Genomic DNA, 22,563 nt, shown 5'->3' with positions numbered 1-22,563 from the left:
TCTACGAACCCGCCGCGGCGAGCAGGACGCCAGCAAGCGCGCTGATAGTGACGACGATGAGCGGCGGCGCGCGCCAGATGGTGAGCAGCACGAAGCCGACCAGCGCCACGCCGACATCCCGCGGGCCTTGGACAGTGCTGGTCCAGACTGGACTGTAGAGCGCCGCGCCCAGAACGCCGACCACGGCGGCGTTGACGCCGCGCATCATCGCCTGCGCGCCGGAGCGTCTGCGGAACGAATCCCAGAACGGCAGGACGCCGAGCAGGATCAGGATTCCCGGCAGAAAGATGCCGACGAGTCCCAACGCGGCCCCCGCCAGTCCGTGCGGCTCCGGAGCGACCACCGTTCCGAGATACGCCGCGAAGGTGAAGAGCGGCCCCGGCACCGCCTGGGCTGCGCCATAGCCGGCAAGAAACGCATCGTCGTTCAGCCAGCCCGGCGTGACGAAGGCCTCGCGCAGCAGCGGCAGGACCACGTGCCCGCCGCCGAACACCAGCGCGCCGGATCGGTAGAAGGCTTCAAACAAGGCCACGCCGGACGATCCGGTCAGATGATGCAGCAGCGGAAGCCCGATCAGCAGCAGGAAGAACGCGGCCAGCGCGGCGACGCCCGCGGTGCGCGACACCGGCATCTCGATAGGTCCGGACGGCGTGGCCGCCCCGCTGCGGCAGAGCCAAAGCCCGGCAATCCCGCCCAGCAGGATTGCGCCGATCTGCGCCGGCGATGACGCGCTGAACAGGATGATCAGCGCGGCCAGGACGGCAATCGATGCGCGCTCGCGATCCGGGCAAAGCGTGCGCGCCATGCCCCACACCGCCTGCGCCACGATCGCCACCGCCGTGAGCTTGAGGCCGTGCAGCAATCCGGCCCCGACCGGTCCGGTGAGCGCTCCGGCCCCGTAGGCAAACAGGATCAGCGCCGCGGCGGACGGCAGGGTGAAGCCGGTCCATGCGGCGAGCGCGCCGAGATATCCGGCCCGCATCAGCCCGATCGAAAATCCGACTTGGCTGCTGGCCGGTCCCGGAAGGAACTGGCAGAGCCCGACCAGATCGGCGAAGGCATGTTCGTCGATCCACCTCCGGCGCACGACGAACTCATCGCGGAAGTAGCCGATATGCGCGATCGGCCCGCCGAAACAGGTCAGCCCGAGCTTGAGGAAGATGAGGAGCACCTCCGCCGCCGATCGGGGACCATCGTCTCGCGCCTCGGCTGCCGGCTCGGCCTCGACGATGGCTCCTTCGGTCTTCATACGGATCTCCACGAATGCAGCGCCGTCACTCTATTCATTATCGGTTCCCGATAAAGCTGCTCGTTCGGCATCAAATTGTTTTGTGGCCGGCGGCCCCTTTGCCCGGCTTCTTGGCGCATCAGATCATTGCGTGCGACTGTCGAATTCGAGCGGAGCAGGCGATGACGACGTATGATCGAGACGACGGGAGACGCCGGATACAGCCGCTCCTCAGCCGGAGAGCGCTGCTTCGTGGCGCGCAGGCCGGCGCAGTGTCCGTGGCGACAGCCCGGACCATGCCTTTCCTTCGTGCTCAGACGGCGCCGGATGAGGCCGCCGATTACAGGATCACGATCGCGCCGCTCTCGCTCGAGATCGCGCCCGGCAAGGTGATCAGGACCACGGCATATAATGGGACGGTGCCTGGCCCTGTACTGCGCCTCAAGGAAGGGCGGCCGGTCCGGATCGAGGTTACTAACAATTCCGGCTATCCCAATCTGGTCCATTCGCATGGCCTGATGATCCCCTCGTCTCAGGACGGGGCGACGGAGGAAGGCTCGCCGATCATCGAACCCGGCAAGACGCTGACCTATTCCTACACGCCGAAGCCGTCCGGCACGCGCTGGTATCACAGCCATGCCATGGCGATGACCGATCTGAACAAGAGCACCTATTCCGGCGAGTTCGGCTTTCTGATCGTGGAGCCTGCTGCCAGCGATCCCGGAAGTTACGATCGCGAGGTGCTGCTCGCCGCGCATCATTGGGAGGGCCACTGGGTCAGTCTGCAGGACATCAAGAAGGGACCGCCGCCGGACAACGGCCTCGAAGTCATGTATCGCGCGGCTACGCTGGGCGAGCGGACGCTCGGCCATGGCGAGCCGATCCGGGTGCGTGAGGGCGAGCGCGTGCTGTTTCGGCTGCTCAATGCGAGCGGCAACATGGGCATCTCGCTCGCGCTGCCGGGACACAGGTTCAAGGTACTTGCGCTCGACGGCAATCCCGTGCCGACGCCCGCGACCGTCGACGTGCTGAAACTCGATGTCGCCGAGCGGGCCGATGTCATCGTGGAGATGAACAATCCCGGCGTCTGGGTGTTCGGCTCCACGGACGACGAGGACCGCAATATGGGCATGGGCGTGGTCGTCGAATATGCCAATCGTAGCGGCGAGCCCGCCTGGTCGGCGCCTGCCAAATCCAAATGGGACTACACCCTCTTCGGCCGCCAGAGTGAGGCGGCGGCAGCTGACGAGACCATCGGCCTCAAATTCGAGAAGGTTCCGGGCGGACGGGGCGGCTACAACCGCTGGACCATCAACGGCAAGTCCTGGCCCGACACCAATCCTCTGTTCAGTGTCCTCGAAGGCAGGCGTTACCGCCTGCTCCTCAACAACAACAGCGGCGACGAGCATCCGGTGCATCTGCACCGGCATTCGTTCGAGATCACCAAGGTCGGCGACAAGTCGACGTCAGGCGTTATCAAGGACACCATCAGCCTGCCACGCTTTTCGACCGCCGAAGTGGATTTCATCGCCGATGATCCGGGCGTGACTTTCTTCCATTGCCATCACCAGGACCATATGGACGAAGGCTTTGCGGGCCTGATCACGTATCGATGAAGCCGGAGAGGTCTGGTCTAGAGCATGATCCGGAAAAGTGGAAACCGGTTTTCCTCGCGACAAACGCCATAGGCGTTTGCGCGGAGATCATGCTCAATCAAAGACATGAGATCATGATGCGATTCCTTCTAATCGCATCATGATCTCAAGCCGTACTGAGCCGGTATCGGCCACCTCTTCGGGGCTTGGCCGTCGCGAGCACGCGTGCCCTGACATAAGCCCACGCATAAGTCATAACCGACGCCGGATCCGTCCAGTATTTCGCCTGCTCGAAGTCGATCGCGACAGCGCCAAGTCTGGATCGTTGGTCCGGATCGTTTGGTCCGGAGATTCGGTCGGCGGCGACGCGCGCACCGGGGGCGTCTCTCACCTACTTCGGAAGAGCATTCAGAAGCGCCCGGATCTTGTCCGCATCGGCGGGCGTTGCAGGATTGAAGATCACCATGTTGAGGTCGGGCCGGCCATCGACGGCGAAAGCGGAGAATTCCATCGAGAGCGGGCCGGCCACGGGATGATGCAGGACCTTCACGCCATCGCCGTACCCTTGCACATCGTTGTCACGCCACATCACCGCGAATTCGGGGCTCGTCGTACAGAGCTCATCGACTAGCGATTGCACGTCGCGCGCTGCACCGGCGCGCGCCACATCCGCGCGGAAGGACGCCACCACATAGCGTGCAACGCTTTGCCAGTTGGGCTGCGCTGCGCGGACGCGACTGTCGCGGAACATCATGCGCAAGACATTACGCTGCCCTTCCGGCACTGTGCTGTAGTCGGTCAGGACCGTTGCGGCAGCGCTGTTCCACGCGATCACATCCCAGGTTGCGGTACGCACAAAGGCGGGACTGTATTCCAGCGTGTCGAGCACGCGTTGCAGACGCGGAGAGATGCCCTCGGGCGCGCGATAACGCACTTCGGGTGGCCGGCCAAGACCGAGCAGAAACAGATGTTCGCGCTCCACGTCGGTCAGCATCATGGCGCGAGCGATGCGATCCAGCACGTCTGCGGAGGGCGCGCCGCCGCGCCCTTGTTCCAGCCAAGTATACCAGGTGGCACTGACATTGGCGCGCTGCGCCACTTCTTCGCGCCGAAGTCCCGGCGTGCGCCGTCGTTTCAGCGGAAACCCGAATGCCGTAGGATCGAGCTTGGCGCGGCGATCCTTAAGATAGGTCCCGAGCGAGTTCGCGTCCGTCATCCTGTTAGCGATTATACCAGTATGATGTCACTACTTTACCTGAATGAGCAACGTACCAGTATCCCGGCGTTCTGAACAGGGAGCGTTCTCATGCGGGTATTCGTCACCGGCGCCGCGGGCTTTATCGGCACCGAAACTACAAAGGAACTCATCGCAAACGGGCATCAGGTCGCCGGCCTCGCACGCTCGGATGAGAATGTCAGGACGTTGAAGCAATTAGGCGCAGATGTTCATCGCGGTTCGCTGCAGGACCTCGAAAGCCTGAAGCGCGGTGCGAGGGAGGCGGACGGCGTGATCCATCTGGCCTTCATCCACGATTTCACGAAATTCGCGGAGAATGGTGCGATCGACAAGGCCGCCATCGAAGCAATGGGCGATGTGCTGGTCGGCACGAACAAGCCTTTCATCGTCACCTCGGGAACGGGGCTCGTCGCACCAGGTGTGGTGGTCACTGAAGATATGCGGCGCGAGGCCAGCCCGCATGTTCCGCGCATGTCGGAGCAGGCCGGTTTGGCCTATGCGTCGCGTGGCGTGCGTGCAATGGCAATACGCCTGCCGCAAGTGCATGGCGCTCCCGGAAAGGCCGGGTTGATCAGTTATCTGGTCGAGCTCGCGCGGCAAAAAGGCGCCGCGGCCTATGTCGGCGAAGGCGCGGAGCGCTGGCCTGCGGGGCACAGGCTGGATGTCGCCCGCCTATACCGACTTGCATTGGAAAAGGGCGCAGTCGACGGAATCTACCACGCCGTTGGCGAGGAAGGCGTCCCCATGCGCGAGATGATCGAAGTGGTCGGGCGCGCGCTGAATGTGCCGGTCGTTTCGATCAAGAAAGAGGAGGCAGGCGATTATTACGGGCCACTGGCGATGTTCGCCGGTTTGGATATGCCCGCTTCCAGCGCTTTGACGCAGCAGCGGTTGGGCTGGTCCCCGACGGGAATCGGTTTGATCGCCGACATTAGCCAGCCGGGTTACTTCACGGCTTGAGGCTGGCTCCGAGAGGTTGCCAAACGCAACTTCGAACGCGGCATGTGTTCCGGTAGGCGCTCGCTCCGCAGCGCACCGAAGATCCTCGTCAGAAGATCCTTGTCAATTGCGGTCTGTGCGGCGCTTCAACAGCCGCACAGGCCTTGCGATCGATGGCTCGATCGCTGGCACACAGTGAGCTACATCCCGTGACTCTGGAAAACGGAGGAACAGCTCCTGCTCAGCCTGCTGCGGTTCTGCATCAGGCACTGCTCGACCGCATTGTCGTCGCCGAGCTGGTGTCGACAAAAGCGCCGCGCATCGCGTGAGCAGGCCTTCTGCTCCTGCGGCGTTCCCATATGGCCTTGCGCATGGCCGAATGACGGCAGAGCCGACAGAAACGCCGCGAGCGCGAATGGCAGCTTCTTCATCGAGTGACTCCTCCTTGGGCTGGACAAACGTCTGCTGCTCGCGGGGGGGCCGGTCGGAGCTCGTCTAGAATCAGCTCACGGTCCTCCGGGCGTCTCGACCCGACGGGCAATTTGCGCATGAGGTCATGCGCAAATTGCCCGTCGTGCCAATCGGCCGCAGCTTTGTGCGCTTGCCGTGTCGGGCAAATCGGAACGATCATCTGCGCATCCCGCCTCGAGCAGAGGGACGTTTCGGCCGATCGTCACGACACGTGAGGCGGGGATGCGATGGCCGCGAGATGTCGGAGCATGTCCTTTGGAGATGCGGACGAGCGATACTCTTGCGGACGTGAAGTCGCGTGGTCCTGGCGCCCCGACGCTGGCGCTAAGTCCGCAGGTGATGATCCTGCTGACGACGGTGGCTAACAAGCCCGGCACACCGAGGAGAGCGCGAAATAATCGTTAACACCATCGCGCAGGGAATGCCGGATGTTCGGCTGTACCTGTGGTGACTGCCGCCTGCTTTTTCTTTTGCAGGCGGGCCATGGGTTGCGGCCAGCAGCCCGGCATTCCCTGCGCCCTCGGCCTTCGAGGGTGAAGCAGATGCATAGCTCGGGTGCAAATCGCGCCGCGAGAGCGAGGATGTATGTCTCCGTCATTCCGAGGCGCGCATGTGCCGAAGCAGAGTCTTCACGGCTTCCTGGATCGCTTTTCGCCTACGCCGTTTGCGCTTCTGCGGAGAGGTCGCTTGCTCTCGCAACGCCCCCGAGGAGGCGGACGTGCATGACGAGCGTTTCCAAAGTTTGCAATCACGCTCTCTTCGCGGCCAGCGCGTCCGCCACCGCGGTGCGGATGTCGGCCACGGAGAACGGTTTGGTGATCACGTCATGCGCGATCGCGCTCAGGTTGGAGGCGCGCTCGCGCTGATGTGCAAAGCCGGTCATCAGAAGGATCGTGAGGTTCGGGAAATCGCGCGCCGCCGACAGCGCCAGCGCAATTCCATCCATGACCGGCATCTGGATGTCGGTGAGCAGGAGATCGAACGCGCCATTTTCCCGCGTGAGGATGTCCAGCGCTTCGGCGCCGTCCTGAGCCGTGACGGTGTCATGACCATCCATTGCAATCGCCCGGGCAACCAAGGTCCGCATGGACTCTTCGTCGTCGGCGATCAGCACGCGCGACATCATCTTGCCTTTTCCTCTCGTGCTCTCGCGAGAGGCCCGCGAGATCCGTTGCTACGCATTTCCAGCGGTAATATCGCGCCGGTTGAAGAATCGTATATCGATATTGCGCCCTTCGGGAGGCGGAGAAGCCAGCCGAGACTTGAATGCCGCTCGCTCGCCGGGCTTGAGCCTGGTTTGATCGAGCACTGCATTCCAGGCGTAGATTTCGGCGCCTTGGGCGTCGCGGACGCTGAAGCGCAGGCGGGGGAGATCGACGGGCTTGCGGCCGGTCGCGACGACGGCCCCTTCGATCACCAGGACCGGCTTGCCGTCGACTGTCTCGGTGACGACTTTCAGGTCTTTGAAGATGGCGCCGCGAAGGTTCACATCCAGCCCGACCAGCCTGTAGAACGCCGCGGTCTGCGGCATCAGCCGCACCACGTCGGCGCGCCAGACGACGAGCGCGATGACAAGGGCGCCCATGGCGAGCGTGAGCGCCGGCAGGTTGAAGCCTGGTTTGCCGCCCGTCTCGGCGAAGCTTGGCTTCTTCAGGACCCTGCGAAACCAGGGCCGACGCCTGCCATCGTTCTCCGTCTCGGCGTCAGCCTCCGTGGTCGGCCAGTCGGTACCGGCAGCGGCGCTTTCCTCCGGCCAGTCGGCGGCGATGGACGGGCTTGCGACAATGGGAGGATGGTCGTCCGCATCGCTGCGGGCGAGTGTCTCCCAATCGGTCTCATCGGGAAGGCCGCCGGAATGGCTGTCTTCCGCCATGGCTGGGATGGGGGCGGGAGCCTCCACAGCGTCTTCAGGATGCGCCAGCCAGACCTCCTTGCAGCGGGAGCAGCGGACGGTCCGGCCGCTTGCGCCCAATGTTGCCAGATCGATGGCGTAAGATGTCGTACAATGAGGGCAAACGATGAACATCCAGCCTGTCTCCAACCAGCGGCCTTAACCGCTCTGTCCGGAAGTTCGCGGCCAGGGACGTGGATTTCGTGTTCGGCCCCGACGGGTGAGAATCGGTTGCGAACGTCGAATCCAAAGCTTCACTGGCATCAATGTGTTATCTGGTGTTCCAATGGCGCGGACATTCGCAAACGCCCCAAAAAGGGAGTGCAAAGTCGCGCCTGGAACACCAGAAGGGCAGCATGACGAACTTCGGAACCTCAACCCGCCGGGATGGTACAAGGTGACCGTTAACGAACCGGAAACCATAACGAGAGCCATATTGATTGACGCTGCCAAAAGTCTGCTTGCGCGCGAGTTGTGCGAGCACGCCCTCGGACGGAGCTGACGCTTGGTTCGGTTCGAAAATGTCGGACTGCGCTATGGACTTGGGCCGGAGATTCTCCGCGACCTCAGCTTCCAGATTCCGGCGCATTCCTTCCAGTTCCTGACCGGACCATCCGGCGCCGGCAAGACCTCGCTCTTGAAGCTGTTGTTCCTGTCCCTGCGGCCGACCCGGGGATTGGTCAATCTGTTCGGTTATGATGTCTCGCTGCTCGGCAAGGACGAGATCGCCGATTTGCGCAAGCGGATCGGCATTGTGCTGCAGGATTTCCGCCTGCTCGATCACATGACGACCTATGAAAACGTGGCGCTGCCGTTCCGTGTCATCGGGCGCGAGGAGTCGAGCTACCGCAAGGAAGTCATCGATCTCCTGAAATGGGTGGGCCTGGGCGAGCGCATGGACGCACTTCCGCCCATTCTGTCTGGTGGTGAGAAGCAGCGTGCGGCGATCGCGCGCGCCGTGATCTCGCGGCCGCAGCTTCTGCTGGCGGACGAGCCGACCGGCAACGTCGATCCGACTTTGGGCCGCCGGCTATTGCGGCTCTTCATCGAGCTCAACCGATCGGGGACTGCGGTTATCATTGCAACCCACGACATCACGCTGATGGACCAGTATGAGGCCCGCCGGCTGGTGCTGCATCAGGGACGGCTGCACATCTATGAGTAGCGTGGACGATCGCGGCCTTCTGGTCGACCTTGGCGACGACCGCCCGCAACTGCCGGCGCAGGCGCGCATCGTATCTCCCATCGTGCCGCGGGCGTCGATCGCCGGCCGCGCATTGGTGGCGGTGGTGGCCATCATGACCTTCCTCGCCTCCATCACGACCGGAACGGTGATGCTGATCAGCGAATCGGCCGCCGAATGGCAGTCGGAGGTTGCGAGCGAGATCACCGTGCAGGTGCGCCCCAAGACCGGCCGCGATCTCGAGCGTGACACCGCGGCGGTGGCGGAGGCGATGAAGGCGCAGCCGGGCATCGTCGAGGTGAAACCGTTCACCAAGGAGGAATCCGGCAAGCTGCTGGAGCCTTGGCTCGGCAGCGGCCTTTCTTTCGACGAACTGCCGGTCCCGCGCGTGATCATCGCGCGGGTTCAGCCCGGCACGGCGTTCGACCTTGCCGGGCTGCGCGACCGCGTGACCGCGATCGCGCCGAATGCCAGCGTCGACGATCACCGCGCCTGGATCGACCGGATGCGGTCCATGACCGGTGCCACTCTGCTCGCAGGCGTCGGCATTCTCGTGCTGGTCATTGTCGCGACCTTCATCTCGGTATCCTTCGCAACGCGCGGCGCCATGTCCGCGAATCGGCCGATCGTGGAGGTGCTGCATTTCGTCGGTGCGGGCGACCGCTACATTGCCAATCATTTCCTGCGCCATTTCCTGCAACTCGGTCTCGAGGGCGGCGTGATCGGCGGCGGCATTGCCATGCTCGGCTTCGGTTTCTCCGAGTCGATTGCCAACTGGTTCTCGGGCACGCCGGTCGGCGACCAGTTCGCGGCATTGCTGGGCACCTTTTCGCTGCGGCCGCTCGGCTATGTCGTGATCGCGGTGCAGGCGGTGGTGATCGCGGCGGTCACCGGCTGGGCCGCACGTCGAACCCTGTTCACAACGCTCGCAAGTATCGATTGATCGGGGACGGAGTTCCCGCTGGCGGATTTCACTTGAACCGAAAACTGCTTAAAATCGTCTGCGCCGGAGATGCAAATCGCGCCTGTGCTCACCTGCATCGGGCAGAGGGCCGCGCGGCGGAATGGACGTCGCGGCGCTTGAAGAGAGGATTGCCAGACGTCGCATGGTGCCTGAGACCGACGATATGCGCCCCAAGCCTCCCCGCTATCGGGTGGCAGGCTGCGCTGTGGCGGGGATGGGGGTCGTGCTGGCGCTCGGCTTCCTGGTGGCCGCGTTCGGTTTCGTCGGTTTCCTTTCGCAATTGCGCGGCGCCGAGATCAAGCCGGAGCGCCAGGCCGACGGCATCGTGGTCCTCACCGGCGGTTCGTCGCGCGTGTCCGACGCCGTCGAGCTCCTGGCCGGCGGCTATGGCAGGCGGCTGTTGATCTCGGGCGTGCATCCGACCAACGATGCCAACGACATCTCGCGCTCGCTGCCGGAGGCGCGGTCCTTCATTGCCTGCTGCGTCGATCTGGATTATTCCGCGGTCAACACCCGCAGCAATGCTGCGCAGACCCGGCGCTGGGCGCATGAGCGCGGCTTCAAGTCGCTGATTGTGGTGACCTCGAATTATCACATGCCTCGCGCCATCGTGGAGCTCTCGCACGCGATGCCGGACATCGATCTCATTCCCTATGCCGTGGTCGGTGAGCGGTGGCGGGACGAGCCGTGGTGGACCAGCGGCCCGACCCTGCGGCTGCTCTTCTCCGAATATGCGAAATATGTTGCCGCCGAGCTCAGGGTACGTCTGGCCGATTTCGGCCTCGATCTCATGCCGGAGGCCGAGCCGCCGAGCGGCGCGCTATCCCGGCGTCCGGCGACGGCCCAGGCCAATTGAACAGGATCCGCGATGGTTTCGATCTTTCTGCGCTCGCTGCTGTTCAACATCCTGTTCTATCCGGTGTTCGTCTTCTGGGCGCTGGTCGCGCTGCCGACGCTTCTGATGTCCCGGAAAGCGTTGCTACGGGTCGCCAATTGGTGGGCGCAGACCAACATTCTGTTGATGCGCCTCATCTGCAACATCAGGGTCGAATATCGCGGCGTCGAAAAGATTCCGAAGGGGCCATTGATCGTCGCCGCCAAACACCAGTCGATGTGGGAGACCATCTCGCTGTTGCACTTCTTCGACGAGCCGTTCTTCGTGCTGAAGCGCGAGCTCAGGCGCATTCCGATTTTCGGCCTGTTCCTGATCAAGGCCGACATGGTCGCGATCGACCGCAGCGCCGGCACGCGCGCCTTGATGAAGATCGTGCGCCGCGCATCGGAAGAGGTGAAGCGAGGCCGCCAGTTCGTGATCTTTCCGGAAGGCACGCGCAGGCCTCCGGGCGCGCCGCCGCACTACAAGCCCGGCGTCGGCCTGATCTATGTCGATTGCGGCGTGCCCTGCCTGCCGGTCGCGCTCAATTCGGGCCTGTTCTGGCCGCGCAATTCCTTCATGCGCTATCCCGGCACGCTCGTCGTCGAGTTCCTTGATCCGCTGCCGCCGGGCCTGCCGCGGGATGAATTTCTGTCGCGTATGCAGGCCACGATCGAGGATGCGACCGATCGCCTCGTCGCCGCCGGTCAGGCTGAGCAGGCGCAGCTGTTCGGCCGTGTGCCGCAGGCGGCGAAGGCCTGAGGCTATGTTCCGTCGTCTGCTACCGAATGCAGCGCATGGCCCTCGCCGTGCAGCATCAGCGCCAGCCGGTGCAGCTGCGCGTCGCGAAACCCCTGGGCTTCGATTGCTTTCACCGTCGAGAGCACGTAGTCGCGATTGGCGCCGGACTGGCCGTGGCCCTGGCTCACATGGCTCAGCTGCTCGGCCAGCGACAGTCGGCCGGCATATTGCACATGACCGCGATCGACCACATAGGTGAGGGCGCTGACCCGCTGGCGCGCCTCGTCCTCCAGCCACACCGATCGCATCACCTCGCGATAGACGGATGTGACCTGCTCGCGCGCGCGCAAATAGGCGACCACCGCCGCTCGGTTCTGTTCCGCAACCCGAAACGCGATCCCGCGGCAGGCGCCGCCGCGATCAAGCCCGAGCACCAGTCCGGGCTTCTCTGGTGTGCCACGATGGACGAAGGAATACACACAGAGCGCGCGGTGCTCACCGATCAGGCGCGCCGGAACCTGCTCGATAAAGTCGAATCCCGGACGCCACATCAGCGAGCCGTAGCCGAAGACCCAGAGATCGCCGTGGGGAAGTTCACTGACAGACAGAGTCATTGCCGACATCGGGTTGGAGGCCATAAGGGTGGTGGTCGCGATTTGTTAACTTAAATACACATTCCGTGATCGCTTTATCGCCAAAATTGCTCCGCAAAGGGTCCCCGCATGTCCGATATGACGTCAGCGCCGCGCAGGCGCCCGCTATGGGGGCTCTTCATCGCTCCCGTCCTGCTCCTGATCGCCGCGGTGGCATGGAGCGTGTTCTGGTTCTTTGCCGCTTCGCAGGTCGATGTCCAGGCCGACGCCTGGCGTGCGCGAGAGGCGAAGTCCGGCCGCGTCTATGATTGCGCGCGGCGCTCGGTCGCCGGCTTCCCGTTCCGCCTCGAGGTTCGCTGCGGCGACCCAAGCGTTTCCCTGTTCTCGCAAGCCGTCGGCACGCCGCTGATGACGGCCAAGCTCGGCGAAATTCTGGTCGTGGCCCAGGTCTATGACCCCAAGCGTCTGATCGCGGAATTCAAGGGGCCTGCAACCATCTCGAACGGCAGCGATCCCGCCTCGTTTGCGGTGAACTGGCAGCTCGGCCAGGCCAGCGTCTATGGCCTGCCCGTGGCACCACAGCGCGGCGCATTGGTGTTCGACGCTCCCACGATCGATCGAAGCGACGGTGCGGCTCGCGCGCCGCTTGCGCGCGCCAATCACATCGAACTGCACGGCCGCCTCGCCGAGGGTTCGCCGACCGATCATCCCGTGATCGAAGCCGCGCTGCAGATCGCGAACGGCAGCATTCAAGGGAGTCATCCGTTGCTCGCCGAGCCGTTCAATGCCGACATCCAGACGCGCGTTTCGGGATTGAGCGATTTTCGGCCCAAGCCCTGGCCGGTGCGATTTCGTGAGATCCAGGCTGCCGGCGGCCACATCGACATCGTGCAATCGCGGATTCAGCAGGGCGAACTGCTCGCGGTCGCTTCCGGCACGCTCAGTCTGACAGCCAGCGGCAACATCGATGGCGAGTTGCAGATGACCGTCGCTGGGCTCGACAAGGTGATCCCCGCGCTTGGGATCGACAAGATGCTCGACAACGGCGTGCCGCAGTCGACGCTCGACCGCGTTGCGCCCGGGGTGAAGTCGCAGGATCTCAACAACCTTTTCGGCGCGCTCGATCGCGCGATTCCAGGGCTTGGCAAGGTGGTGAAACAGAACGCCAATGCCGGCGTCGCTGCCGGCATCAATGCACTGGGCAAGGAAGTCGTGCTGGAAGGGCGTAAGGCGCGCAGCTTTCCATTGCGCATCTCCGATGGGGCGGTCGTGCTCGGCCCGTTCAAAGTGGCGCAGATCCCGCCACTGTTCTAGCGCGCGGCCCGTCCGCCGTTACGACGGCTCGATCTGCGGTAGCGGCCGGCCGAAATCGGGCGCTGCCGAATCCTGCCCGATCTCGACGATGCCGCGGCGAATCGCGCGCGTCCGGGTGAAATGCTCGAACAACGCCTGCCCGTCGCCGCGTCGGATCGCGCGTGTCAGCTTGGCGAGATCCTCATTGAAGGTGCCGAGCATTTCCAGGACGGCATCCTTGTTGTTCAAGAACACGTCGCGCCACATCGTCGGATCCGACGCGGCGATGCGGGTGAAGTCGCGGAAGCCGCCCGCGGAAAATTTGATCACCTCGGATTCCGTCACCTGCGCCAGCTCCTCGGCGGTGCCGACGATCGTGTAGGCGATCAGATGCGGCAGATGGCTGGTGATGGCGAGCACGAGATCATGATGGTCCGGTGTCATGATCTCGACCTTGGCGCCGAGCGCAGCCCAGAACGCGCGGAGGCGCGCGACCGCATCGGCATCGGTGCCGACCGGCGGCGTCAGGATGCACCAGCGATTGATGAAGAGTTCCGCAAACCCGGAGTCGGGGCCGGAATTCTCGGTGCCGGCAACCGGATGCGCCGGCACGAAATGCACACCTGCCGGCAAATGCGGAGCCATGTCGCGCACGATGGCGCCCTTGACCGAGCCGACATCGGAGATGATCGCGCCGTCCTTCAGTGAGCCCGCGATCTCCTGCGCCACAGGCCCGCAGGCGCCGACGGGAATGCAGAGGATGACGAGGTCGGCGTCCTTCACCGCCTCCGCATTGCTCTCCACCACGCGGTCGACGATGCCGAGCTCGGCGACACGAGCCCGCGTCTCCTTCGAGCGCGCTGTGGTGACGATCTCACCGGCCAGCCCATGCAGGCGCGCGGCGCGCGCGATCGAGCCGCCGATCAGGCCGAATCCGATCAGCGCGACGCGCTCGAATTTCGCCGCGCTCGTCACTTCGTCCCCATGAATTCGCGCAAACCCTCCAACACCAGGCGATTGGCCTCTTCGGAGCCGATCGTCATCCGCAGCGCATGCGGCAGCTGATAGTTGTTGAGCGCGCGCAGCACCAGGCCGCGCCGGGTCAGGAATTCGTCGGCCTCGGCGGCCGTCTTGCCCTTCTCGGTCGGGAAGTGGATCAGGATGAAGTTCGTCACGCTCGGCGTCACCTTCAGGCCGAGCTTGCCGATCTCCTCGCTGAGCCTGTTGCGCCATTCTTCCGTGTACGTCTTGGACGTCTGCACATGCGCACTGTCCTCGATCGCAGCGACCGCGGCGAGCATGGCCGGCGTGGAGACGTTGAACGGTCCACGGATGCGGTTGACCGCATCGACGATATGGGCCGGGCCGAACATCCAGCCGACGCGTAGCGCGGCGAGCCCGTGAATCTTGGAAAAAGTGTGGGTCATCACGGTGTTCTCGGTCGTGGCGACCAGCTCGATGCCGACCTCATAGTCGTTGCGCGACACGTAGTCGGAATAGGCCGCGTCCAAAACCAGTACGACGTTGGAGGGCAGGCCGGCGCGCAGCCGCTTGACCTCGTCGAACGGGATGTAGGTGCCAGTCGGATTGTTCGGGTTGGCGAGCCAGACCAGCTTGGTGCGCGGCGTGACCGCCTGCAGGATGGCGTTGACATCCGCGGTCAGGTTCTTCTCCGGTGCGATCACGTTCTTGGCGCCGCGGCCCATGGTGGCGATCGGATAAACCAAAAAGCCGTGCGTGGTGGAGATCGCCTCGTCGCCGTGGCCGAGAAAGGTGTGTGCCAGCAGGTTGAGGATCTCGTCGGAGCCGGCGCCGCAGATGATCCGATCGGGATCGAGGCCGTAGGCGCGGCCGATCGCCTGGCGCAGCACCCGCGAGGTGCCTTCCGGGTAGTCCTCCAGATGCGTCGCCGCGTGCGTGAAGGCCGCGATCGCCTTCGGCGAGGGGCCAAACGGGGTCTCATTGGCCGAAAGCTTGAACACCTTGCGGCCCGGCTCCGGCTTCGGGCTCTTGCCGGGGGTGTAGGGCGCAATATCGAGGATGCCGGGATTCGGCACGGGGCGGGACATCATTCAACTCCGGGAAACCGCAGGATCAGGCCAGAGCCATCAACCCTAGCTCGGCACCGTATAGCGCTTTGCATGGCCGCCGACGAGGGCCGTCGAGCGTACCGAGGCGCCCGCCGCGATCAGGGCTGCCCTGATTTTTTCGAGGTTCGAGGGGGCCTCGATGGAGACCAACAGGGCCGCGCTGTCGAAGGCGGTATCCGGCACCGCTACGATGTCCGCCAGCGGCGACAGCGCTCGCGCCACCTGCGCATTCCAGCCCGACACGCGGATGCTCCAGGTCTCGACCTCCAACAGCAGGGCATCGTCGGCCACGCGGGAGATCGCAAACACCGGCAGCGCCGCCGGATGGTCGGCGCGCTCCAGGAAAGGCAGCCGGGCGATGATCTTCGGCGCGCCGGCCGGCTCGAGCGTGATCCACCACGGCGTATGCCCTGACGTCGCCGAGACCAGCGCCAGATCGCCCTTCGATTTCGCTGCCGCCTCGACGGCGGCCTGGGCGCTGAAATGCGCCACATAGGGCACGATGAAGCCGAAATGGAACCGCGCGGAATCCCGCATCGCAGCCTCGCCGACCGAGACGTCGGCGTGCGCGCAGAACGGCGCCTGCACGTAGGTGAAGCTGGAGACGATGATGCGCCAGATGCTCTCGACCGTATCGAGCGGCAGGATGCCGCGATGGCGCTGCACCAGGCGCTTCATCATGTCGGCCTCGCGCGCCGGCCGGAAGGCCGAGCCGACCTCCTGCGTCTTCTTCACCTGGATCAGGCGGTCGATGATGTCGCCGCGCTGCATCAACAACCGATGCATCTGCTCGTCGATCGCGTCGATCTCCTTGCGCAGATCGGCAAGCGAGGGCGGGGCGGGAGGCGTCTCGGGCATTTGCGGCATCTCTTGGCTGGTCCTGCGGTGCAGGCGAGCGTCGTTCTGTCCTACAGATCAGGCGCGTGCAACATCAAGTTTACCCGATCGAGCGCCCGGAAGCGCTACAGTTGCAACATGGCGGCGTGCCGTCGATTCCGGCTTGCCTTGACGTCGGCCGCCCGCCGGACTACGTTGTTGGTCATTCCGTGGTCATTTGAGCCGGCCGGCTTGCAGCCACGTTAAACAATTCGCTAAACAGGCCGGGGACAGTTCTGATCCCGGCCGAACCTAATTTCGGGCCGGGTTTTTTTATGGCCTGATATGTCACGTGGTTCGGGAGCTCCGGCGACCGCCGGGGTCTAGAGACATGACAGGCCTGACGCCCAAATCGAACTCGCCGAAGTCACGACGCGTGATCCCGCCGGAGGAGCGCTCGCACGAGGTCGATCATCCGAACTCGCCGGTTGCAAAGTTCGGCGCCGATCAGCCGCTCCGGCTCGACTGCGGGGTCGATCTCGCGCCGTTCCAGATCGCCTACCAGACCTATGGCGAGCTCAATGCCGACAGATCGAACGCCATCCTGGTCTGCCACGCCCTGACCGGCGATCAGCATGTCGCCAATCGCCATCCGATGACCGGCAAGCCGGGCTGGTGGGAGACGCTGGTCGGCCCGGGCCGTCCACTCGATACCAACCGTTACTTCATCATCTGCTCGAACGTGATCGGCGGCTGCATGGGTTCGACCGGCCCCGCCTCGCTCAATCCGGCGACGGGCAAGGCCTGGGGCCTGGATTTCCCGATCATCACCATTCCGGACATGGTGCGCGCCCAGGCGATGCTGATCGACCATCTCGGCATCGAGACGCTGTTTGCGGTGGTCGGCGGCTCCATGGGCGGCATGCAGGTGCTGCAATGGACTGTGGCCTATCCGACCCGCGTGTTCGCGGCGCTCGCGATCGCCTGCGCTACGCGTCACTCGGCGCAGAATATCGCCTTCCATGAGCTCGGCCGGCAGGCGGTGATGGCCGATCCGGATTGGGATCACGGCCGCTATGCCGACAAGGGCGTTCATCCGCATCGCGGGCTCGCGGTGGCGCGGATGGCCGCGCACATCACTTATTTGTCGGACGCGGCGCTGCATCGCAAGTTCGGTCGCCGCATGCAGGACCGCGACCTGCCGACCTTTTCCTTCGATGCCGATTTCCAGGTCGAGAGCTATCTGCGCTACCAGGGCTCGTCCTTCGTGGAGCGCTTCGATGCCAACGCCTATCTCTATCTGACCCGCGCGATGGACTACTTCGATATCGCCGCCGATCATGATGGCGTGCTGGCCGAAGCTTTCCGCGGCATTCAGACCCGTTTCTGCGTCGTGTCCTTCACCAGCGACTGGCTGTTTCCGACGCCGGAGTCGCGGGCGCTGGTGCATGCGCTCAACGCGTCGAGCGCACGGGTCTCTTTCGCGGAGATCGAAACCGACAAAGGTCATGATGCCTTCCTGCTCGATGTCCCCGAGTTCTTCGACATCGCCCGTGCCTTCCTCGAGTCCGCCGGCAAGGCACGCGGGCTGACCACACCCGGAGTCTGACCATGGCGCTGCAAGAGGTGCTGCCGCTGAACGGCGTTACGGAGCGCGAAGGGCTCGCCTATCGCCCCGACCATCTGCTGATTGCCAAGATGGTCGAGCGCGGCTCCAAGGTGCTCGACATCGGTTGTGGCGACGGCGATCTCCTGCAGTTGCTTGAGAGCCGCGGCATCGACGGTCGCGGCATCGAGCTGTCGCGCGAAGGCGTCAACCACTGCGTGGCGAAGGGGCTTGCGGTGGTGCAGGGCGACGCCGACACCGACCTCGTCGATTATCCCGACGACGCGTTCGACTACGTGATCCTGTCGCAGACCCTGCAGGCGACGCGGCAGCCGAGGACGGTGCTCGAAAATCTCCTGCGCATCGGCCGCCGCGCGATCGTGGCCTTTCCGAATTTCGGCTTCTGGCGGCTGCGCCTGCAGCTTCTGATCGGCGGTCACATGCCGCGTACCGAGAATCTGCCGTTCACCTGGTACGACACGCCGAACATCCATTTCTGCACCATCAAGGACTTCGTGCAGCTCTGCGACGAGATCAACGTCAAGATGGAGCGCGCGGTGGCGCTCGATTCCGACGGCCAGCCGCTGCGGGTCAATATGCCCTGGTGGTTCTGGAACATGTTCGGCGAGCAGGGGATCTTCCTGCTGAGCCGGGCGGGGAAGGGAAGGTAGCCTCCGGCTGCCATTCCGGGGCGAGGCCGTAGGCCCCGAACCCGGAATCTCGAAGTTGTCTGGCGCGCACACCCATTTCGAGATTCCGGGTTCGCGCATTGCATGCGCGCCCCGGAATGACCGGCCTGTTGGCACGATCTGGCTCTTCACATCTCAAACAGCGCGAGGCGTGCGCTCGCATTCTCGCAGCGCGTTACGCCCGAGCTTTGCGAAGCATTCGCCCTCGAAAAGCAAGAGGGCGCAGGAAAGGCCGGGTGTTAGCTCACACCCATGGCCCGCCTGCATCAAAAAAAGCAGGCGGCAGTCACCACAGGTACGAGCCGCACATCCGGCCTTCCCTGCGCGACGGTGTTAACGCTTATACGCGCTCTCCTCGGGGACCGGCATTCTTGCCCCCGTCCGCGTGATGCGAAGCATCATCGCGTCGCGCAACGCTTGCGCGTTGCACGGGCCTCAGCACCGGGAGGCCAGGACCACACGACTTCACGTCCGCGCCGATGTCGTTCGTCCGTGTGAGAGACACACTGCGACACGCCGCGTCCATCGCATCCCGCTTCCGACGTCCGTGACGATCGCGATACGTCCCTCTTGTGGAGGCGGGATGCGCAGAAAGGTGCTCCTGATTTGCCCGACGACACAAGCCTTGATGCCTGCGACATCCTGGCACGACGGGCAATGGCGGCATGACGACCATGCGCAAAATGCCCGCCGGGCAGCAATGTCTCGCCACGCGTCCGGGGCTGTGCGGGATGGGCGAGAGCGAGCAGTTACGGCCGTCGGCGCGCGAAAAAGGTCAGTCACGAACCACTCATGCGGCGGACGGGCAACGCCGCCCGCCATCGGGCAATGGCGGCCATCAGTTTGGTCGTCATGCGAGAGGACAACGCCAAGACCGGCTTTTTCAACCGGAGCGCAGGGAGCTCGATCAGATGCCAGGATAGCGCCGCGATCAGAATCGCAATCAGGGCAGATATGGGAAAGAGCAGCCACCATTCGCGCAGCGGCAGGAACGTCGCAACGAGCGTTTGCTGGATCGGATACGAAAACAGATAGATGCCGTAGGAATAATCTCCGCCCGTCGATGGCAGCCGCTGGGCACCGATCCAAATCATCAGGTAGGTGAGAGCAGGAATGGAGAAGAACGCGTTCTTCGGCCCCAACAGCAGCAAATAGGCAGCTGCGGCCGAGAGCAGCGCGAGTGACGCGTTCAGCTTGATGTGCTCTCGCCAATGAAAGGCGACGACGCCGGTGGCAAAGGAATAGACCAGCAGCGTTGGTCCAAGATAGCCATCAGGCACGAACGCGTCGGTAGCCTGATTCACCACGATCATCGCGACGGTCACGACCAGCCAGAGCAGCGTTGTCAGTTTCCGGCTGTAGGCTGCCCGGCTTACCATCAAGAGCGCCATGAGGGCGTAGCAGAAGAACTCCGGTTTGAGCGTCCATACATTCCCGTTGACGACGCGATCAAGCGGGAGCCCTTCGAACACGCCGGGCAATGCAAATCGAACGCGACCGATGATGTTGCCGAAATAGGAGAAGAAATCCGCATTCGTGAAGTAGTCTCGCGGCGGTCGGGTCGTCAGCAGAGGGCCGAGGATCAAGGCTGAAATCGTAACTTCGACAGCCAATGCAGGCACTATTCGCAGGCTTCGGAAGAGCAGGAAGGTGCCCGTGTCGCGCAATCGGAATGCGCTGCCGGCAACGAGAAATCCGCTCAAGGCAAAGAAGAGCGGCAGCAGCGAAAGCATGACGGCGATGTAGGGCGCGTTCAGCAGCACGCGAGAGCCGGCCATGCCGTAGGACAGCATAAACGAATGCACGAGCACGACCAGAAGCGACAGGCAAAGCCGAAGCGTATCGAACCCCGGAAATGCGCCGCCGTTGAGATCGAGAACCTCCTGCACCGATGGTCCTCGAAAGAGCCGCGCTGGCGAAGGTGGTCGTGGCGTGCTTCGAGGCAAGTCGCCGGCTGCCACGTCGACCATTCCGCATCCCCATTCCTTCCGAGATGCCGCGTTCTGCCTGGCCGCTGTGGCGATCGCTGCAACGCGTTCGCCTGGTCGCCCGATACCCAGCCCTTCGGAGTCTGGGCCTAGCGGTAGCAGGCGCAGATTAATTCAATCTGAAAAGCGTCCGCGAAAGCGCCAGCTCTCGCGGCGTTCCATCGTCGTAAGCCCATTTCAGCTGTTGGTAGCGGTTACTTCGATCAGACTCGTGTATCCCTCCTGTGTTACACAATGCGCTATGTCAGCTCGCAAGTTCCTGACGGCAGGGTATCGGGGTGGGCCGCCCTGGCGCCCAATCATGCCCGGTCGAAGCTCTCAATTGAGGGGGCGCCCTCCCTGGCTGATCTGCGGTTGAGCCTCACGACTGCGCCGGACCCGCAGTCCCCGATGTGACGATGTTTGGCTCACTAAGTCGTCCCGGCGAACCGCGCCGCCGCCCCCCGCAGGCGGTCAGATGCGTACGCCGGAACGAGTGCCCGGCGTCTTACCAACCCGCAATCGACCTTGGATCGCGCTGATTCCAGCGGCCGGCCTCGACGATGGTGATGAAGCGCTCCACCGTCGCGTTGAACAACGCGGGCTCCTCCAGATTCAGGACGTGCCCCGACTTCGGGAAGAATGTCAGTCCCGACGCTCCCAGGTGCTTCTTCAGGAACAGGCTTGGTTCGATGCAGGCGTCGTCCTCGTCGCCGCAGATGATCAGCCCCGGTGTGGCCACTTGTCTGATCGCCTCCGCCATCGTGTAGATCGAAGGACGCCCGCCCTGGAAGCTGCGCATCGTGTTGGCGGAGCCCTTGGCATCATGCCGCGCCAGCGCCGCATAGAAGTCGGCGTGGCCGCGCGGGTCCTTCACCAGGAAGGGAATCCGGCCCGGCGCCTCGCGCGTGATCTTGGCGACCTCCACTGAGCCGAGCGTGTCGAACTGCTCGGCTGTGGCCCGGCATTGCGCGCGAAAGCTCTCCAACTGTTCGAGGCTCGAGCCGGAGCCGACACCGGCGAGCGTCATCGAATGTAGTCGCTGCGGCGCATGCAGCGCGACCTGCAGGGAGGAATAGGCACCCATCGACAGCCCGACGAAATGCGCTTGCGCGATGCCGAGATGATCGAGCACGGCCAAGGCATCGGTATAAAAATGTTCATAGGTGTAAGCGGCGGGCGAGGGTGGGATGTCCGACGGCGTATAGCCGCGCGCGGAAAAGACGATGCAGCGATGCGCGCGCGAGAAGTAGCGCATTTGCGGCTCCCAATTGGTGTAGTCGGCCGCGAATTCATGCAGGAACAGGATTGGCGTACCGCTCCCGGCCTCTTCGAAATAGAGACGTACGCCATCCTTGGTCGCCGCGTGGGGCATTGCCGAGCTCCTTCTTGTTTCAGCTTTCAGCGCATCGACCATCGCAGTTCATGCTGAGGGCAGCAATGCGGATGGGTTCCCCGGTATTCACAAACGGGCTTGCCCGGAATTTCCCTCTGGTCGCCATTGCAGTGCAGCATGTCGTCATGTTTTCGTCACATCCTGCCGTTTTACGAGCCGCTGCTGCTGACTGTGCACACGGGGGCCAGTCAGGGAACAGGGGGTGTCAAGTCAGACTGCCAGGGGGACTAAGAGAAGGATTGAGTATGGTTGTGTCTATCGTTCGCCGGTCGCTTCACGTTGTTGCGCTGGCGGTGTGTTCCGCGGCCTTTGCCGCTTCCGCGACGCCGGCTTCGGCCCGTTCCCATCATGGCTCCGGGCATCATGCCCACCGCAGTCATGGCGGTCATCACTACGCCAAGCATCATATCCGTCACGGCAGATCGTATGCTCGCCTGTCGCGCCGCGTGGCTCGGCTGGAGGTGCGCGGTGTGGATGATGTGCAGGCGAACCAAATGATGTCTGGCACTGCATCCGGCGGCATGGGGTCGTCGGGTGGCTTCGGTGACAGCAGTGTGGTCGCCGAGGCGCGCCGCTATCTCGGCGGCAACCCGACCAGCCGTGCGAGCCTGTGGTGCGCGCGCTTCATGAACATGGTGCTGGAGCGCACCGGACATCATGGTACCGGGTCGGACCTCGCCCGCTCCTTCGCCAGCTACGGCCAGCGCGTGTCAGGGCCGCAGGTCGGCGCCATCGCGGTGATGAGCCGCCACGGCGGCGGTCATGTCGGCGTGGTCTCCGGCATCGACGCGCAGGGTAATCCGATCCTGATCTCCGGCAACAACCGGAACCGGGTGCGCGAGGCGCCGGTGTCGCGCGGCCGGGTCTATGCCTATGTGATGCCGAACTGATAAGTGCTTCGGGCTCTCGCTCGTGTCATTCCGGGTTCAGCCGCTGAACGCGGCTGCCCCGGAATGACGATCGAAAATCGAGATCGGGAGCCGGGCAAAT

20 protein-coding genes, 1 pseudogene and 1 riboswitch are annotated in these 22,563 nt (G+C 63.9%); of the genes and pseudogenes, 10 read left to right on the top strand and 11 right to left on the bottom strand.

Translation table 11 applies throughout. The features are described from left to right. Position 1: 1 nt before the first annotated feature. Positions 2 to 1,249, bottom strand: coding sequence for a chromate efflux transporter (gene chrA, locus QX034_RS07425; RefSeq protein WP_316195141.1), 1,248 nt, complete (start codon positions 1,247 to 1,249; stop codon positions 2 to 4). A 275-nt stretch (positions 1,250 to 1,524) separates the two neighbouring features. On the opposite strand from chrA, the gene QX034_RS07420 reads away from it, so the two are divergent. After that, complete coding sequence (locus QX034_RS07420) at positions 1,525 to 2,844, top strand: multicopper oxidase family protein (RefSeq protein ID WP_315764119.1); 1,320 nt, start codon at positions 1,525 to 1,527, stop codon at positions 2,842 to 2,844. 370 nt (positions 2,845 to 3,214) lie between these two features. Here QX034_RS07420 and QX034_RS07415 read toward each other — a convergent pair whose 3' ends face one another. Further along, positions 3,215 to 4,039 (bottom strand): helix-turn-helix transcriptional regulator, encoded by an 825-nt coding sequence (locus tag QX034_RS07415; RefSeq protein ID WP_315706418.1) that lies wholly within the window; start codon positions 4,037 to 4,039, stop codon positions 3,215 to 3,217. A gap of 90 nt (positions 4,040 to 4,129) precedes the next feature. On the opposite strand from QX034_RS07415, the gene QX034_RS07410 reads away from it, so the two are divergent. After that, the gene (locus tag QX034_RS07410; RefSeq protein WP_315706417.1) at positions 4,130 to 5,020 is read left to right on the top strand and encodes an SDR family oxidoreductase; all 891 of its coding nucleotides are present in this window, start codon (positions 4,130 to 4,132) and stop codon (positions 5,018 to 5,020) included. Between the two features lie 179 nt (positions 5,021 to 5,199). On the opposite strand, the gene QX034_RS07405 is transcribed toward QX034_RS07410, so the two are convergent. From QX034_RS07405 to QX034_RS07395, 3 genes are all read right to left on the bottom strand, one after another. Next, positions 5,200 to 5,430: a cysteine rich repeat-containing protein gene (locus QX034_RS07405; RefSeq protein ID WP_315706416.1), complete on the bottom strand. Its 231-nt coding sequence runs from the start codon at positions 5,428 to 5,430 to the stop codon at positions 5,200 to 5,202. A gap of 788 nt (positions 5,431 to 6,218) precedes the next feature. Continuing rightward, positions 6,219 to 6,593, bottom strand: coding sequence for a response regulator (locus QX034_RS07400; protein WP_315706520.1), 375 nt, complete (start codon positions 6,591 to 6,593; stop codon positions 6,219 to 6,221). 51 nt (positions 6,594 to 6,644) lie between these two features. After that, positions 6,645 to 7,496 carry an MJ0042-type zinc finger domain-containing protein gene (locus tag QX034_RS07395; RefSeq protein ID WP_315706415.1) on the bottom strand — a complete coding sequence of 284 codons (852 nt, stop codon included), beginning with the start codon at positions 7,494 to 7,496 and terminating at the stop codon, positions 6,645 to 6,647. A 370-nt stretch (positions 7,497 to 7,866) separates the two neighbouring features. Between QX034_RS07395 and ftsE the strand changes: the two genes are divergently transcribed. The 4 genes from ftsE (at position 7,867) to QX034_RS07375 (ending at position 11,144) form a co-directional block, all read left to right on the top strand. Beyond that, positions 7,867 to 8,526 carry a cell division ATP-binding protein FtsE gene (gene ftsE / locus QX034_RS07390; protein ID WP_315706414.1) on the top strand — a complete coding sequence of 220 codons (660 nt, stop codon included), beginning with the start codon at positions 7,867 to 7,869 and terminating at the stop codon, positions 8,524 to 8,526. Further along, entirely contained in the window at positions 8,519 to 9,487 is a 969-nt protein-coding gene (locus QX034_RS07385; protein ID WP_315706413.1) for an ABC transporter permease, read from the top strand. The genes ftsE and QX034_RS07385 overlap by 8 nt, the downstream gene beginning before the upstream one ends. 163 nt (positions 9,488 to 9,650) lie before the next feature. Further along, complete coding sequence (locus QX034_RS07380; RefSeq protein WP_315706412.1) at positions 9,651 to 10,364, top strand: YdcF family protein; 714 nt, start codon at positions 9,651 to 9,653, stop codon at positions 10,362 to 10,364. 12 nt (positions 10,365 to 10,376) lie between these two features. Further along, complete coding sequence (locus QX034_RS07375; protein ID WP_316195139.1) at positions 10,377 to 11,144, top strand: lysophospholipid acyltransferase family protein; 768 nt, start codon at positions 10,377 to 10,379, stop codon at positions 11,142 to 11,144. Positions 11,145 to 11,146: 2 nt separating this feature from the next. Here QX034_RS07375 and QX034_RS07370 read toward each other — a convergent pair whose 3' ends face one another. Then, on the bottom strand, positions 11,147 to 11,746 hold the full coding sequence (locus tag QX034_RS07370) for a gamma-glutamylcyclotransferase (protein WP_409977782.1): 600 nt from the start codon (positions 11,744 to 11,746) through the stop codon (positions 11,147 to 11,149). A 99-nt stretch (positions 11,747 to 11,845) separates the two neighbouring features. Between QX034_RS07370 and QX034_RS07365 the strand changes: the two genes are divergently transcribed. Next, positions 11,846 to 13,030, top strand: a complete 1,185-nt coding sequence (locus tag QX034_RS07365) for a DUF2125 domain-containing protein (RefSeq protein ID WP_316195137.1) — start codon at positions 11,846 to 11,848, stop codon at positions 13,028 to 13,030. Positions 13,031 to 13,048: 18 nt separating this feature from the next. Here QX034_RS07365 and QX034_RS07360 read toward each other — a convergent pair whose 3' ends face one another. The 3 genes from QX034_RS07360 to QX034_RS07350 are packed head-to-tail and all read right to left on the bottom strand — an operon-like array spanning position 13,049 to position 15,957. Beyond that, entirely contained in the window at positions 13,049 to 13,984 is a 936-nt protein-coding gene (locus QX034_RS07360) for a prephenate/arogenate dehydrogenase family protein (protein ID WP_315706408.1), read from the bottom strand. Further along, entirely contained in the window at positions 13,981 to 15,078 is a 1,098-nt protein-coding gene (gene hisC / locus QX034_RS07355; protein ID WP_315706407.1) for a histidinol-phosphate transaminase, read from the bottom strand. The genes QX034_RS07360 and hisC overlap by 4 nt, the downstream gene beginning before the upstream one ends. Before the next feature lie 45 nt (positions 15,079 to 15,123). Further along, the gene (locus QX034_RS07350; protein ID WP_315727538.1) at positions 15,124 to 15,957 is read right to left on the bottom strand and encodes a chorismate mutase; all 834 of its coding nucleotides are present in this window, start codon (positions 15,955 to 15,957) and stop codon (positions 15,124 to 15,126) included. Positions 15,958 to 16,135: 178 nt separating this feature from the next. Beyond that, positions 16,136 to 16,215: riboswitch (SAM riboswitch) on the top strand. A gap of 91 nt (positions 16,216 to 16,306) precedes the next feature. On the opposite strand from QX034_RS07350, the gene QX034_RS07345 reads away from it, so the two are divergent. Both QX034_RS07345 and metW read left to right on the top strand, forming a co-directional pair. After that, positions 16,307 to 17,524 carry a homoserine O-acetyltransferase gene (locus tag QX034_RS07345; RefSeq protein ID WP_315706405.1) on the top strand — a complete coding sequence of 406 codons (1,218 nt, stop codon included), beginning with the start codon at positions 16,307 to 16,309 and terminating at the stop codon, positions 17,522 to 17,524. Positions 17,525 to 17,526: 2 nt separating this feature from the next. Next, positions 17,527 to 18,192 carry a methionine biosynthesis protein MetW gene (gene metW, locus QX034_RS07340; protein WP_315706404.1) on the top strand — a complete coding sequence of 222 codons (666 nt, stop codon included), beginning with the start codon at positions 17,527 to 17,529 and terminating at the stop codon, positions 18,190 to 18,192. A 947-nt stretch (positions 18,193 to 19,139) separates the two neighbouring features. On the opposite strand, the pseudogene QX034_RS07335 reads toward metW, so the two are convergent. After that, positions 19,140 to 20,180: pseudogene (locus tag QX034_RS07335) on the bottom strand (acyltransferase family protein); the annotation flags it as partial. A gap of 505 nt (positions 20,181 to 20,685) precedes the next feature. Continuing rightward, on the bottom strand, positions 20,686 to 21,552 hold the full coding sequence (locus QX034_RS07330) for an alpha/beta hydrolase (protein WP_315727543.1): 867 nt from the start codon (positions 21,550 to 21,552) through the stop codon (positions 20,686 to 20,688). A gap of 266 nt (positions 21,553 to 21,818) precedes the next feature. Here QX034_RS07330 and QX034_RS07325 point away from each other — a divergent pair, with 266 nt between their 5' ends. Continuing rightward, positions 21,819 to 22,463 (top strand): TIGR02594 family protein, encoded by a 645-nt coding sequence (locus QX034_RS07325; protein ID WP_315706401.1) that lies wholly within the window; start codon positions 21,819 to 21,821, stop codon positions 22,461 to 22,463. Positions 22,464 to 22,563: the final 100 nt, after the last annotated feature.

It is taken from the genome of Bradyrhizobium sp. SZCCHNR3119, assembly GCF_032487775.1.
Taxonomy (GTDB): Bacteria; Pseudomonadota; Alphaproteobacteria; order Rhizobiales; family Xanthobacteraceae; genus Bradyrhizobium.
Note: the sequence above shows the minus strand (reverse complement) of the source record. Positions and strands in the feature narration are given on the sequence as shown.

What these genes read in the sequence shown, in the direction of transcription:
- chrA (WP_316195141.1), bottom strand. Translation starts at nt 1,249, where the DNA reads ATGAAGACCGAAGGAGCCATCGTCGAGGCCGAGCCGGCAGCCGAGGCG.
- QX034_RS07420 (WP_315764119.1), top strand. Translation starts at nt 1,525, where the DNA reads ATGCCTTTCCTTCGTGCTCAGACGGCGCCGGATGAGGCCGCCGATTAC.
- QX034_RS07415 (WP_315706418.1), bottom strand. Translation starts at nt 4,039, where the DNA reads ATGACGGACGCGAACTCGCTCGGGACCTATCTTAAGGATCGCCGCGCC.
- QX034_RS07410 (WP_315706417.1), top strand. Translation starts at nt 4,130, where the DNA reads ATGCGGGTATTCGTCACCGGCGCCGCGGGCTTTATCGGCACCGAAACT.
- QX034_RS07405 (WP_315706416.1), bottom strand. Translation starts at nt 5,430, where the DNA reads ATGAAGAAGCTGCCATTCGCGCTCGCGGCGTTTCTGTCGGCTCTGCCG.
- QX034_RS07400 (WP_315706520.1), bottom strand. Translation starts at nt 6,593, where the DNA reads ATGTCGCGCGTGCTGATCGCCGACGACGAAGAGTCCATGCGGACCTTG.
- QX034_RS07395 (WP_315706415.1), bottom strand. Translation starts at nt 7,496, where the DNA reads ATGTTCATCGTTTGCCCTCATTGTACGACATCTTACGCCATCGATCTG.
- QX034_RS07385 (WP_315706413.1), top strand. Translation starts at nt 8,519, where the DNA reads ATGAGTAGCGTGGACGATCGCGGCCTTCTGGTCGACCTTGGCGACGAC.
- QX034_RS07380 (WP_315706412.1), top strand. Translation starts at nt 9,651, where the DNA reads ATGGTGCCTGAGACCGACGATATGCGCCCCAAGCCTCCCCGCTATCGG.
- QX034_RS07375 (WP_316195139.1), top strand. Translation starts at nt 10,377, where the DNA reads ATGGTTTCGATCTTTCTGCGCTCGCTGCTGTTCAACATCCTGTTCTAT.
- QX034_RS07370 (WP_409977782.1), bottom strand. Translation starts at nt 11,746, where the DNA reads ATGTCGGCAATGACTCTGTCTGTCAGTGAACTTCCCCACGGCGATCTC.
- QX034_RS07365 (WP_316195137.1), top strand. Translation starts at nt 11,846, where the DNA reads ATGTCCGATATGACGTCAGCGCCGCGCAGGCGCCCGCTATGGGGGCTC.
- hisC (WP_315706407.1), bottom strand. Translation starts at nt 15,078, where the DNA reads ATGTCCCGCCCCGTGCCGAATCCCGGCATCCTCGATATTGCGCCCTAC.
- QX034_RS07350 (WP_315727538.1), bottom strand. Translation starts at nt 15,957, where the DNA reads ATGCCCGAGACGCCTCCCGCCCCGCCCTCGCTTGCCGATCTGCGCAAG.
- QX034_RS07345 (WP_315706405.1), top strand. Translation starts at nt 16,307, where the DNA reads ATGACAGGCCTGACGCCCAAATCGAACTCGCCGAAGTCACGACGCGTG.
- metW (WP_315706404.1), top strand. Translation starts at nt 17,527, where the DNA reads ATGGCGCTGCAAGAGGTGCTGCCGCTGAACGGCGTTACGGAGCGCGAA.
- QX034_RS07330 (WP_315727543.1), bottom strand. Translation starts at nt 21,552, where the DNA reads ATGCCCCACGCGGCGACCAAGGATGGCGTACGTCTCTATTTCGAAGAG.
- QX034_RS07325 (WP_315706401.1), top strand. Translation starts at nt 21,819, where the DNA reads ATGGTTGTGTCTATCGTTCGCCGGTCGCTTCACGTTGTTGCGCTGGCG.